At 67.5% G+C, this 13,518-nt stretch carries 9 protein-coding genes; 5 read left to right on the top strand and 4 right to left on the bottom strand.

What is annotated here, in order from left to right:
• Nucleotides 1–5: 5 nt before the first annotated feature.
• The 4 genes from ACYZGB_RS15400 to ACYZGB_RS15415 all read left to right on the top strand — a co-directional run bounded on the left by ACYZGB_RS15400 (nt 6) and on the right by ACYZGB_RS15415 (nt 5,710).
• Entirely contained in the window at nt 6–3,191 is a 3,186-nt protein-coding gene (locus ACYZGB_RS15400; protein WP_462389487.1) for an efflux RND transporter permease subunit, read from the top strand.
• A 24-nt stretch (nt 3,192–3,215) separates the two neighbouring features.
• Nucleotides 3,216–3,929 (top strand): protein-L-isoaspartate O-methyltransferase family protein, encoded by a 714-nt coding sequence (locus ACYZGB_RS15405; protein ID WP_462389489.1) that lies wholly within the window; start codon nt 3,216–3,218, stop codon nt 3,927–3,929.
• Nucleotides 3,930–3,951: 22 nt separating this feature from the next.
• A complete protein-coding gene (locus tag ACYZGB_RS15410) occupies nt 3,952–4,305 on the top strand; it encodes a rhodanese-like domain-containing protein (protein WP_462389490.1) in 354 nt (117 codons plus the stop codon).
• A 70-nt stretch (nt 4,306–4,375) separates the two neighbouring features.
• Entirely contained in the window at nt 4,376–5,710 is a 1,335-nt protein-coding gene (locus tag ACYZGB_RS15415; RefSeq protein ID WP_462389492.1) for a TolC family outer membrane protein, read from the top strand.
• Between the two features lie 20 nt (nt 5,711–5,730).
• Here the strand turns inward: ACYZGB_RS15415 and ACYZGB_RS15420 are convergent, their stop codons facing one another.
• The 4 genes from ACYZGB_RS15420 to ACYZGB_RS15435 form a co-directional block, all read right to left on the bottom strand.
• Nucleotides 5,731–8,034 carry a putative bifunctional diguanylate cyclase/phosphodiesterase gene (locus tag ACYZGB_RS15420; RefSeq protein ID WP_462389494.1) on the bottom strand — a complete coding sequence of 768 codons (2,304 nt, stop codon included), beginning with the start codon at nt 8,032–8,034 and terminating at the stop codon, nt 5,731–5,733.
• 134 nt (nt 8,035–8,168) lie between these two features.
• A complete protein-coding gene (locus ACYZGB_RS15425; protein ID WP_462389496.1) occupies nt 8,169–9,527 on the bottom strand; it encodes a 3-deoxy-D-manno-octulosonic acid transferase in 1,359 nt (452 codons plus the stop codon).
• Nucleotides 9,524–10,321, bottom strand: coding sequence for a carbon-nitrogen hydrolase family protein (locus tag ACYZGB_RS15430; protein WP_462389497.1), 798 nt, complete (start codon nt 10,319–10,321; stop codon nt 9,524–9,526). The genes ACYZGB_RS15425 and ACYZGB_RS15430 overlap by 4 nt, the downstream gene beginning before the upstream one ends.
• Before the next feature lie 51 nt (nt 10,322–10,372).
• Nucleotides 10,373–11,761: a phosphomannomutase/phosphoglucomutase gene (locus tag ACYZGB_RS15435; protein ID WP_462389498.1), complete on the bottom strand. Its 1,389-nt coding sequence runs from the start codon at nt 11,759–11,761 to the stop codon at nt 10,373–10,375.
• Nucleotides 11,762–11,890: 129 nt separating this feature from the next.
• Between ACYZGB_RS15435 and ACYZGB_RS15440 the strand changes: the two genes are divergently transcribed.
• A complete protein-coding gene (locus tag ACYZGB_RS15440; RefSeq protein WP_462389500.1) occupies nt 11,891–13,453 on the top strand; it encodes a DNA-3-methyladenine glycosylase 2 family protein in 1,563 nt (520 codons plus the stop codon).
• Nucleotides 13,454–13,518 lie beyond the last annotated feature (65 nt).

Consider the following 13,518-nt stretch of genomic DNA (forward strand, 5'->3'; position numbering starts at 1 on the left):
CCGCCATGTGGTTCACCAAAGTCAGCCTCAAAAACCCCGTGTTCGCCACGATGGTGATGCTCGCCATCGTCGTGTTGGGCTTGTTCTCGTACCAGCGCCTCAAGGTTGATCAGTTTCCCAACATCGACTTCCCCGTGGTGGTGGTCACCGTGGACTACCCCGGTGCCTCGCCTGAAATCGTCGAGAGCGAGGTCACCAAGAAGATCGAGGAAGGTGTCAACTCGATTGCGGGCATCAACGCCCTCACCTCGCGCAGCTACGAAGGCACTGCGGTTGTCATCATCGAGTTCCAGCTGCACATCGACGGCCGCAAGGCCGCCGAGGATGTGCGCGAGAAGGTGGCCACCGTGCGCCCCAACCTGCGCACCGAGGTCAAGGAACCGCGCGTACTGCGCTTCGACCCCGCGAGCCGCGCCGTATGGTCGCTGGCCGTGTTGCCCGACGAAAAATCGAGCCGCAGCGCCGTCGAACTGACCACCTGGGCCGAGCAGGTGCTGAAAAAGCGCCTGGAGAACGTGCGCGGCGTGGGCGCGGTGAACCTGGTGGGGGCCACCAAGCGCGAAATCAACATCTACCTGAACCCGCAGGCGCTCGAAGCCTTCGGCGTGACGCCCGAGCAGGTGGCCAGCGCCGTGCGCAACGAAAACCAGGATCTGCCCGTGGGCGCGATCCGCTCGCTGGCGCAGGAGCGCGTGGTGCAGATCGATGCGCGCATGGAGCGCCCCGAGGACTTCGGCAAGATCATCGTGGCCCGCAAGAACGGAGCGCCCGTGCGCCTGGACCAGGTGGCACGGGTGAACGACGGTGCGCAGGAAGTGGAGAGCCTGGCTTTGTACAACGGCCAGCGCACCCTGCTCCTGTCGGTGCAGAAGTCGCAGGGCGAAAACACCATCGAGGTGGTGGACGGCCTGAATACCGCCGTGGCCGAACTCAAGAACCAGCTGCCCCCCGGCGTGCGGCTGGAGAGCATTGGCGACAGTTCGCGCCCCATCCGCGTGGCGGTGAACAACGTGCGCCAGACGCTGATCGAGGGCGCGATCCTCACAGTGCTCATCGTGTTCCTGTTCCTGAACTCCTGGCGCTCCACCGTGATCACCGGGCTGACGCTGCCGATTGCGCTGATCGGCACCTTCCTGTTCATGAACATGTTCGGCTTCACCATCAACATGATCACGCTGATGGCTTTGAGCCTGTGCGTGGGCCTGTTGATCGACGACGCCATCGTGGTGCGTGAGAACATCGTGCGCCATGTGCAAATGGGCAAAGGCGCGTATGACGCGGCCATGGACGGCACACAAGAGATTGGCTTGGCGGTGCTGGCCACCACCCTGTCCATCGTGGCGGTGTTCATGCCCATCGGGTTCATGGGCGGCATCATCGGCAAGTTCTTCCACGAGTTCGGCATCACCATCGTCGCGGCGGTGATGATCTCGATGTTTGTGAGCTTCACGCTCGACCCCATGCTGTCCAGCATCTGGCACGACCCGAGCATCCACGCACACGGCCAGAAAACGGAGCCCGTCACCTTCTACGACAAGACCATTGGCCGCGTCACCGGCTGGTTTGACCGCGCCACCGATGCGCTGGCCGAGGGCTACCAGCACATCCTGCGCTGGTCGCTGGTGCACAAGCTGGCCACCATGGCCATTGCCGTGGCGATCTTCGTGCTGAGCGTGGTCATGGTGCCGCTGCTGGGCACCGAGTTTGTGCCCAAGGCCGATTTCTCTGAAACATCGCTCAACTTCTACACCCCTGTGGGCTCATCGCTCGAAGCCACCGAGGCCAAGGCCAAACAGGTGGAAGGCATCCTGCGCGAGATGCCCGAGGTGCGCTACACGCTGGCCACCATCAACACCGGCAGCGCCCAGGGCAAGATATACGCCAACATCTACGTGCGCCTGGTGGACCGCAAGGACCGCAGCCGCAGCGTGGACCAGATGTCCGACGTGCTGCGCGAGCGCCTGAAAACCGTGCCCGGCATCACCATCACCCACTTGGGCCTGCTGGACGCCGTGGGCGGCAACAAGCAGGTGGAGTTCTCGCTGCAAGGTCCCGACCTGCAGGAGCTGGAGCGCCTGACCAAGGTGGTTACGGAGAAGATCCGCGACATTCCCGGTCTGGTGGACCTGGACACCAGCGCCAAGCCCAACAAACCGGTGATTGCGCTGGAGGTGAAGCGCGATGTGGCCTCGGACCTGGGGCTGTCGGTGGCGCCCATGGCGGCATCGCTGCGCACGCTGGTGGCGGGCTCCACGGTGGGGAACTGGCGTGCGCCGGACGACCAGACCTATGACGTGAACGTGCGACTGGCCCCCGAGGCCCGCACCCAGCCTGCCGACCTGGAGCGCCTGCCCTTTGCGCTGGCCGCTGCCGACGGCAGCACCCGCATCGTGCGCCTGAACCAGGTGGCCCGCGTGACCGAATCGACTGGCGCCAACCAGATCAACCGGCGCGACCTGACCCGCGAAGTGGCCGTGAACGCCAACGTGGCCCAGCGCTCGGCGGGCGAGGTCTCGGGCGACATCAAGAAGGCGCTCGACACCGTGGCCTTCCCGCCCGGCTACCGCTACCAGTTCGGCGGCTCGACCAAGAACATGGCCGAATCGTTTGGCTACGCCATCTCGGCCCTGGCCATGGCCATCATCTTCATCTACATGATCCTGGCGAGCCAGTTCAAGAGCTTCCTGCAGCCGCTGGCGCTGATGACCTCGCTGCCGCTGACGCTCATCGGCGTGGTGCTGGCGCTCCTGATGTTCCGCTCCACGCTGTCGATGTTCTCGATCATCGGCGTGGTGATGCTGATGGGCCTCGTGACCAAGAACGCCATCCTGCTGGTGGACTTTGCGATCCGTGCCCGCGAAGAACATGTGAATGACGAAGGCCACACCGTGCCCGGCCTGCCCCGCGCAGACGCCCTGCTGCTGGCCGCGCGCGTGCGGTTGCGCCCCATCCTCATGACCACGCTGGCCATGATTTTTGGCATGGTGCCGCTGGCGTTTGCGCTGTCCGAGGGCTCCGAGCAGCGCGCGCCCATGGGCCAGGCGGTGATTGGCGGCGTCATCACCTCGTCGCTGCTGACGCTGGTGGTGGTACCAGTGGTGTATTGCTATATGGATGATCTGGCCCGCTGGGCACGCCGCAAGTTCGCCGGTGCGCCTGCAACGCCCAGTAAAATCGAGGGTTTGTCCTAGACGCCCGCCCCACGGAGATATTCCATGAACATGCCCCTGAACACGTCCGCCAACATCAGCGACCCCGTCGCCCAGGCCCGTTACAACATGATTGAGCAGCAGATCCGCCCCTGGAACGTGCTCGACGCCGACGTGCTCGACCTGCTGGCCGTGGTGCGCCGAGAAGACTTCGTGCCCCCTGCCTACCGCAGCATGGCGTTCATGGACATCGAAGTGCCCCTGCTGGGCAGCGACGCCGAAGAGGCCGTGCGCCTGGGTCACAGCATGCTGCAGCCGCGCGTTGAAGCGCGTGTGCTGCAAGACCTGCAAATCAAGCCCACCGACCGCGTGCTGGAGATCGGCGCCGGTTCGGGCTACATGGCCGCCCTGCTGGCCCACCGTGCCGAGCGCGTGGTGTCCCTCGAAATCAACCCCGAACTGGCCGAAATGGCCCGCGAGAACCTGCGCGACGCCGGCATCCAGAACGCCGATGTGCGCCAGGCCGACGGCGCCCGTGACGCGATCCCGGACGGCCCTTTCGACGTGATCGTGCTCAGCGGCTCCGTGGCCGAAGTGTCCGCCGCCCTGCTCTCCCAACTGCGCGACGGCGGCCGCCTGGGCGCCATTGTGGGTGGTGAGCCTGTCATGCGCTTCACCCTGACGCGCCGCACCGGCGACCGTTTCGAGACCACCTCGCCCTGGGACACCATTGCGCCCCGCCTGGTCAATTTCCCCGAGCCATCCGGCTTCACTTTCTGACTACCGTCCTTCGGAGTTCTGCATGATTGATCACGTCCGCCCCGCTCAGCTGTCTGCCTGGTTTGCCACGGCACCCGAAGGCAGCCAGCCCCTGGTGCTGGACGTGCGCGAACCCTGGGAGCTGCAAACCGCCAGCGTGCGCGCTGAGGGCTTCGAGCTGGTGGCCATACCCATGGGCGAACTGCCCGCGCGGCTGGCCGAGCTGGACGCTGCCCTCCAGGCGCAACGCCCCATCGCCTGCCTGTGCCACCACGGCGCACGCAGCCTGCGGGTGGCCGCGTTTTTGCAGCACAACGGTTTTGAAAAGCTGGCCAACATCACCGGTGGCATCGACGCCTGGTCGCATGAAAACGACCCCGCCGTGCCTCGGTACTGACGCTTTGCCACGGCCCACGACCGCCCGCTCGCTTCCTCCATCGAATCGCAGACCCTTCTGAAGGACCTCCATGACACCGTTCCGGCCTCTTTCCCTGTCCCTCCTGTCCCTGGCACTGGGCGCGGCGCTCACCGCCCCGGCGCAGGCCCAGAGCCTGCTGGAGCTGGTGGAGTCGGCCCACACCTATGACACGGCCTGGCAATCGGCCCGTGCCCAGCTCGATGCGGCAGGCCGCAAGGCCGACCAGGCCCGCGCGGGCCTGCTGCCCTCGGCTGCGCTCACGGGTGGCCTTACCCGCAGCAATGTGGAGTTGAGCAAGCCCAAAATTGAGAACACCGGCACCGCCCAGACGGTGGGCATCAACGCCTCGCAGCCGCTGTACCGCCCGGCCAACCGCATCACCCTGGAGCAAGGCCAGCGCGGTGTGGACGTGGCCCAGGCCCAGCTCGATGCCGCCACCCAGGACCTGCTGGTGCGCGTGAGCCAGGCCTACTTTGACGTGCTGGCCGCGCAGGACACCCTGACCTTTGTGCAGGCCCAAAAGGCGGCTGTGTCCGAGCAACTGGCCTCGGCCAAGCGCAACTTCGAGGTGGGCACCACCACCGTCACCGATTCCCGTGAAGCCCAGGCCCGCTACGACCTGGTGATTGCACAAGAGATCGCCGCCGAAAACGATCTGCGCGTGAAGCGCCTGGCGCTGGACCAGCTCGTGGGTATCACCGGCACCCAGCCGCGCCCCCTGGCCCTGCCCTTGCAGCTGCCCAGCGTGCAGCCCGCCAACGTGACCACCTGGGTGGACACCGCGCGCGACCAGCAGCCCGGCGTGCGCCAGGCCGCCATTGCGCTCGACATCGCCCGCCTGGAAACCAAAAAGGCCGAAACCGGCCACCTGCCCACCGTGGATCTGCAGGCGGGATACAACGTCACGCGCAACCTCAACGGCACCATCAGTGCCCCCGGCGTGACCAACCGCAGCAACGCCGCCAGCGTGGGCGTGGCGCTGAATCTGCCGCTGTTTGCGGGTTTTGCGGTGCAAAACCGCGTCAAGGAAACCCTGGCCCTGGAGGAAAAAGCCACGGCCGACCTGGAAACCGCGCGCCGCAATGTGGCCCAGGCCACCCGCGCTGCCTTTTTTGGCGTGCAGTCCGGCCAGGGCCAGGTGCAGGCGCTCGAAGCCGCCGAGGCCTCCAGCCAGAGCGCACTCGACGCCAACAAGCTGGGCTACCAGGTGGGCGTGCGCATCAACATCGATGTGCTCAACGCACAAAGTCAGCTGTTCCAGACCAAGCGCGACCTGGCCCAGGCCCGCTACAACGTGCTGCTGGGCACGCTCAAGCTGCGCCAGGCGGCGGGCACGCTGGCGCAGCAGGACGTCGAAGCCATCAACGCGCTGCTGGTGAAGTAAGCAGCCAATCAACCAGCCGCTCAGATCACCGCGTCGGGGATGCTGCTTTCCTCCCCGGCCAGCACCTGTGGGTGCGCGCGCAGCTGGTCAGCCGCCATGGGCCGCCCCAGCAGGTAGCCTTGCAGGTAGTCGCAGCCCTCGGCCTTGAGGATTTCGTACTGGCGCCAGGTTTCCACCCCCTCGGCCACCACGTTGAGGTGCAGGCTGTGGGCCATCGAGATGATGGCGCGCACCAGTGAATGGTTGCGGCTGCTCTCCTGCAGGCCCATCACAAAGCTGCGGTCGATCTTGACGGTGTTGAGGCTGAAGCGTGAGAGGTAGCTCAGCGACGAGTAGCCGGTGCCGAAGTCGTCCAACGACAGCCCCACCCCCGCGTCGTGCAGGCGGTGCAGCAGCGCGGGCAGGTCTTCCTGGTCGCTGGCCAGCAGGGTTTCGGTCAGCTCCAGCTCGATGCCCGAGGGGGGCACGCCATAGCGCTCCAGCAGGGCAAACACCTGGCTCTCAAACCCGGGCTGCGCAAACTGCCGCACCGACACATTGATGCTGATCACCGGCGCCAAACCCGGCTGGGCGCGCCACTGCGCCGCCTGGCGGATCGCCTCTTCCAGAATCCACTGGCCCACCTCCAGGATGAGCGATGACTCCTCGGCCGCCGGGATGAAACGCCCGGGCGGCACCCAGCCCAGCTGGGGGTTTTCCCATCGCACCAGCGCCTCGGCCTTGGTCATGCGGCCGGTGCTGCAGCTGTAGATGGGCTGGTAGTGCAGCCGCAGTTCCCCGCGCGGTACGGCCTGGCGCAGGGCAGACTCCAGCCGCAGCGATTCGGCCAGGCGTTCGTCCATGTCCGACTCGAAGAAACACCAGCTGCCCCGCCCGCGCGCCTTGGACTCGTACATGGCCACTTCGGCGTGCTGCAGCAGCACCGAGGCCTTGAGGCCCTCGCGCCCCGAAAACGCGACGCCAATGGTGGCTTCGATCTGGTACTCCATGCCGTCGGCGGAACAGAACTGGCGCCGGATCAGCTGCAGCAGCGCCAGCGCACGGGCCTCGACCTCCAGGATGCTCATGAGCGACGGCAGCCCCGCCATTACCAGCGCAAATTCATCGCCACTCAGGCGCGCCAGCAGATCGCCTGGTTTGAGCTGGGCCTGCAGTGCCTGGGCGATGTCGCGCAGGATTCCATCGCCAAAGGCATGGCCCAGTGTGTCGTTCACTTTCTTGAAATGGTCCAGGTCGATCAGCAACACCGCGCACTGCGTGTGCTGGCGGTGTGAGATCCAGAGCACGGCGTCAAGCTGCTGCTCCAGAAAACGCCGGTTGGGCAGGCCGGTCAGTTGGTCGGTGTTGGCCTGGTGCAGGCGCTCTTCTTCGCCCCGCTTGCGTTCGCTCAGGTCGCGGATCAGGCCCAGGATCACGGGGTAGCCCAGGTCCATGTAGCTGGAGAAAATGATCTCGGCCGGAAACGGCTCGCCCCGGGCGGGGGTGACCGACCGCTCCAGTCGCATGGGCTCGTCCATGGGGCCCGACTGCACCATGGCATTGACCTTGCGGAACATGGCCTCAGCCTCTTCCTGCTCACGGGTCAGCAGCGGCACCTGCCGGCCCTCCAGCGCTGCCGGGGACGTACTGCCCGCCAGTTGGGCAAAGCGGTCGTTGCAAAACAGTATCTTGCCGTCGAGCCTGCGGGCCACCAGCGCATCGGGCAGGTGCTTGATCACGTTGGACAGCCGCTGGCGCGTCTGCGCAATGGCTGCATCCACCAGCACCAGTCCCAGCAACACACTGGAGACCCAGCCCACCGCCAGAATGTCCGGGTTCTGAAACGGCGTGCCAATGGTGGACGGCTCCAGAAAGTACAAAAGGAACGCCCCGGTCTTGAGGGCAAAAGCCACCGCCAGCAACCGGTAGTGCATGCGCAGGCACAGGTAGGCAGACACCCCATAGACCAGCATCATCAGCCCCAGCACCAGGATGCTGGCCGCGCGCTTGTCACCCCCGATGCCCACCACCGCGATCAGAAATGCCACCCCCAGGCTGCGCCCGATCAGGGTGCCGGGGCCGATGATGCGGCCCCTGAGGAAGTTGGTGCCCCCGTGCAGGCTGGCCAGAAAGAAGCCGGTGAGCAGCGTGGCCACCACCCCCAGCCACTGCGATTCAGGCTGCAGGTGGTAGCGATAGCCGGTGAAGGTGGCCCCGGCCAGCGCAAGGTGGGCAATGCCCCAGAGCAGCGTGGCCTGGTTCAGGCGGGCACTGCTCCAGCCGATCAGGAACGCCACGCCCAGAATCGCGAGTGCCGCAACGCCCAGGTCGTGAACAGGAACCACAGGACACCACCAGATACAGTTGTTTCACAGCATCGTAGCGGCTGCGGCTTACTTTGTGCTTAGGGTATGCCGCTGCCCTTGTCGTCATCGATATCTATTGACGGCGATGGCGAGTGCTGGAAGGCGCCAAGCCTTCACCGGGGTCGCACGATGCCCAGAACGGCCTGCGCCGTGGCCTGCGCCGCCCCCCGGTGGGCGGTGGAAAAGCGGCTGGCGCGCTCACTGGCTGCCGCGTGGGCGGCCGGGTCCAGGGCCAGACCTGTGGCCTGGGCGACGCCTGCGGCCATGTCGGGCACACGCTGCGCGGCGCCAGCGGCGCGGGCCAGCTCGGCCGCCTCGGCAAAGTTGAAGGTGTGGGGGCCCAGCACCACCGGGCAGCCGCAGGCGGCGGCTTCGATGAGGTTCTGTCCGCCCAGCGGGGCAAAGCTGCCACCCAGCATGGCCACATGGGCCAGGCCGTAGTACAGCGCCATCTCGCCCAGCGAGTCGCCCAGCCACACGTCGGCGGCCTCGGGCACACCGGTCCATGTGCTGCGGCGGGACACGGAGAGGCCCGCCTGCAGCAGCAGCTGGTGCACCTCGTCAAACCGCTGCGGGTGGCGCGGCACGATGAGCCACTGCACAGTGCGCGCGGCAGACTCTGCGCAAAACGCTCCACTATTGATAGCATCTTGAGCATGCTGGACGCGCGCAGAGGCCGTTTTTAACCTCAAATTTTCAAGCCACAGAGCCTCTTCGCCCTCGCGGCTACTGGCCAGCATGACCACGGGGCGTGGCGCCTGCGCGCGCCAGCTGCGGCCCTGCGCCAGTTGCGCCGCATCGGGCACCACGTCGAACTTGAGGTTGCCGAACACGCCTGCCACCCGTGCGCCGATGGCGCGCAGCCGCTGGGCATCGTCTTCGGTCTGGGCCCACACGGCGGCCAGGTTGCTGTAGGCGGGCCGCGCCAGTGCGGCCAGGCGCTGCGCGTTGCGCAGCGACTTGGCGTTGAGCCGCGCATTCGCCAGCACCAGCGGCACGCCCCGCTTGCGGCAACCGGCCACCAGGTTGGGCCAGACCTCGGTCTCCATCAGGATGCCGATGGCCGGGCGGAACTTGCGCAGAAACCGCGCCACGGCGCCGGGGGTGTCCCAGGGCTGCCACACCTGCAAATCGCCGGGCAGCAGCAGCTTCTCGCCCTCGGCCCTGCCCGTGGCCGTGCCATGTGTGAGCAGCAGGCGCATGCCCGGCAGCTGCTCTCGCAGCGCGGCCAGCAGGATGGCGGCGGCCCGTGTTTCGCCCAGCGAGACCGCATGGATCCATACAAAACGGCCCAGCGGGTCGGAGCTGCTGTGCATCATCAGGCTGTCGATGGGCGCGGGATAGCGGCCAAAACGCTCGCCAATGGCCACGCCGTAACCCGGCTCGGCCTTGGCGCGGCGGCGCAGCTTGCGGCGCAGCAGGGGCTGGGCGCCCCAGGTCACCACCGAGTACAGGGCGCGGGCGGGGTTCATGCCACGGCGAGGTGCTGGAGGTCCACGGCCACTACGCCGCCACTCCAGCCGCTGTCGCCCCGGGCGGCCCAGACCAGGCTGGGTGCATCGCCCTCGGCCGCCACCACGCAGCGGCCGCCGGGCTCCCAGACCGCGCTGCGGCCTGCGCTGACATATCCGCCGGACGGCCCGCTGTAGTTGGCCAGCAGCATGGCCATGGCGTGGTCGCGTGCGTAGCCCTGCAGCAATGCCGATTCGGGGCCGTAGCCCTGGTGGCTGATCAGGGCCCCGGCCGCATACAGCGCCGCACCCGCGCCATGTGCGGCACTCGCGTGCTCTGGGTGGGTGATGTCTGCGCACACCGCCATGCCCGTGGGCTCGCCCGCCAGCAGGTGCACCTGGGCATCGTGGGGGCCTGCGCTGGCAAAACGCTCCTCGCTGGTGTGCAGGTGGCGCTTGCGGTACAGCGCCACGCTGCCATCGGGCGCCAGCACCCAGGCGCCGATGGCGGGCAAGGCGCCTGCCTGCACGGGCGCCGCGGGCCCACCCACCACGATGGCCATGCCCTGCTCGCGCGCAGCCTGGCGCAGGGGGGCCAGCGCTGCATGGTCGGCATCCAGCACGTTGGCGGCCAGCACTGCGGGCTCGTAGCCGGTGAGCGAGAGTTCGGGGAACAGCAGCACCTGCACGCCCTCGCTGGCCGCTACCCGCACAAAGGCCAGGTGGATCAGCACATTGCGCGCCACATCCCCAGGGACGGACGGCGACTGTGCGGCGGCGATGCGCAGGGGGGTGGACACGGAGGGGTTGTTCACGCGGGCAGCTCGGTCAGGAAGGTGGCAGGCAACAGGGTTGTCGAGAGGTGCTCAGTGGCTGGCCGCGCCCACATGGGCGTCGGGCTTGACCTTGTGCAGCAGCGCCAGCATGGCGGCCTCGATGCGCGCCAGCGCCTCGGGGGTGTGCCCTTCAAAGCGCAGCACCAACACGGGCGTGGTGTTGCTGGCGCGGATCAGGCCAAAACCGTCGGGCCAGTCCACTCGCAGGCCGTCGATGGTGCTCACTGTGGCGGGCGCGGCAAACAGGCCTGCGGCCAGGGCCTGCAGCTCGGCCGTGAGGCGGTGGGGTTCGCCCTCAGCACACGACACGTTGAGTTCAGGCGTCGAGAAGCTGGTGGGCAGTGCGTTGAGCACGGCGCTCGGGTCTTGCGACTTGCTCAAAATTTCCAGCAGGCGGCAGCCCGCATAGGTGCCGTCGTCAAAACCGTACCAGCGCTCCTTGAAGAAGATATGGCCGCTCATCTCGCCGCCCAGCGGGGAGTTCGTCTCTTTCATGCGCGCCTTGATGAGCGAGTGACCGGTCTTGAACATCACCGGCACACCACCAGCAGCGGCAATCGCGGGCGCCAGGCGCTGGGTGCACTTCACGTCGAAGATGATCTCGCCGCCAGGCGTGCGCGAGAGCACGTCTTGCGCAAACAGCATCATCTGGCGGTCGGGGAAGATGTTGGTGCCGTCCTTGGTGACGATGCCCAGGCGGTCGCCGTCGCCGTCAAACGCCAGGCCCAGCTCGGCATCGCTGGCTTTCAGGGCATCGATCAGGTCGCGCAGGTTCTCGGGCTTGCTCGGGTCGGGGTGGTGGTTGGGGAAGTTGCCATCCACCTCGGAGAACAGCTCGATCACTTCGCAGCCCAGCGCGCGGAAGATGGCGGGGGCCGAGGCGCCCGCAATGCCGTTGCCGCAGTCCACCACAATCTTCAGGGGGCGGGCCAGCTTCACGTCGCCCACGATGCGTTCGCGGTAGGTGGGCAGCACATCCACATGGCGCACCGAGCCGCCGGGCGCCAGTTGCCAGCTCTCCTGCTCCATGGTGCGGCGCAGGCCCTGGATCTCTTCGCCGTAGATGGCTCGGCCGTTCAGCACCATCTTGAAGCCGTTGTAGTCCTTGGGGTTGTGGCTGCCCGTGACCTGGATGCCACTGTTGCACAGTGTGCTGGCCGCAAAGTACAACAGCGGCGTGGTGACCAGGCCCACGTCGATGACCTCGATGCCCGCCTCCACCAGCCCCTGGATCAGCGCCGCCGACATGGCCGGGCCCGACAGGCGCCCGTCGCGCCCCACGGCCACCGTGGTCTGCCCCTCGGCGCGGGCGGCGGTGCCAAAGGCCCGGCCCAGGCCCAGGGCCACTTCTTCGTTCAAGGTCGCTGGCACGATGCCGCGGATGTCATAGGCTTTGAAAATGGCGGGCGTCGGTTGCACGTCGAGGGACCTTTAGCGAAGGGATTGGAAGAGTCGGCCGCATTGTAGGCGGCCCCCCTGCCCGGCCAGGCGTCCGGGCCGCTGCAGGCACATGTCCGAAAACGGCCAGTGCAGGCGCCCCCGCTCTCTATGATCCAGCCCATGACCTCGACCCCGCCCGCCACCACAGATGCCGCCGCCCCCTCGGACGAGGGCCGCTACCTGGCCGTGCTGGCCCGGGATGCACGCTTTGACGGGCATTTCTTCACGGCCGTGACTTCTACCGGCATCTACTGCCGCCCCGTGTGTGCGGTGCGCGCCCCCAGGCGCGAGAACTGCCGCTTTTTTGCACTGGCCGCGCAGGCCGAACACGCGGGTTTTCGCCCCTGTCTGCGCTGCCGGCCCGAGCTGGCGCCCCAGGCGCTGGTGTGGTCGGTGCAGGATGCGAGCAGCATTCTGGTGCAGCAGGCCGTGCGCCTGCTGGATGCGCCCGACCTCTGGCCTGCACCGCCCGCACCGGGCGAAGGCAGCGCCACCGTGGCCCGCCTGGCCGAGCGCCTGGGCGTGAGCGACCGGCACCTGCGCCGCATCTTCGAGACGGCCCTGGGCGTCTCGCCCCTGCAATACCTGCAGACCCGCCGCCTGCTCACGGCCAAACAGCTGCTCACCGACACGCGCATGCCCGTCACGCAGGTGGCGCTTGCCAGCGGTTTCGCCAGCGTGCGGCGCTTCAATGCGGCGTTTGCGGGGCACTACGGGCTCAACCCCACCCAGCTGCGGCGCAGCGGCACTACCTCGGCCGCATCGGCGGCGCCCGAGGGGGGCAGCACCCTGCTGCGCCTGGCGTGGCGGCCACCGTTTGATGTTGCGGCGCTGCTGGCGTTTTTTGAGCGGCGGCAGTTCCATGGCGTGGAATGGGTGCTGCCCGAAGCGGCCACCCTGCGCCGCACCGTGCGCCTGCCCGCCAGCACCACGGGCCTGGGCCAGGAGACCACCGGCTGGTTCAGCGCCCGTTTTGACGTGGCGCGCCACCAGGTGCTGCTGCAGACCAGCGACAGCCTCTACCCCGTGCTGCCGCTCGTCATCCGCCGCGTGCGCGCCATGCTCGATCTGGACGCCGACCCGGCTGCCATCAACGCCGTGCTGCACAGCGCCTTCCCCAACGGCGACGGCCTGCGCGTGCCCGGTGCGTTCGACGGCTTTGAGCTGGCGGTGCGTGCCGTGCTGGGCCAGCAGATCACCGTGGCCGCCGCACGCACCCTGGGCCAGCGGCTGGTGGAGCGGCTGGGCGAGCCCATCGAAACGCCCTGGCCCGAGCTGAACCGCCTGTTTCCCACCGCCGCCACGTTGGCCGTGGCCGACGGCGACACGCTGGGCCAGCTGGGCATCGTGCGCCAGCGCCAGGCGGCCATCTTGGCGCTGGCCCGCGCGGTAGACGCTGGCGGGCTGGCCCTGCACGCAGGCGCCGATGTGGCCAGCACCACGGCGGCACTGTGTGCGCTGCCGGGCATTGGCGACTGGACGGCGCAGTACATCGCCATGCGCGTGCTGCGCTGGCCCGACGCCTTCCCGGCCGGGGATGTGGCGCTGCACAAGGCGCTGGGTGTGCAGGGCCAAAAGAACCCGGCCCGGGCAGCCACCGCGGCATCCGAGCCCTGGCGCCCCTGGCGCAGCTATGCCGTGCTGCGCGCGTGGGCTGCATTGTCCCAATAGCTATTAAAACAATAGCTACTAGCGCTTATCCATCGCGCGCAGAGGCCCTTTTTTACCCAAAAAAC

The sequence above is a fragment of the Acidovorax sp. Q11 genome, from assembly GCF_054950075.1.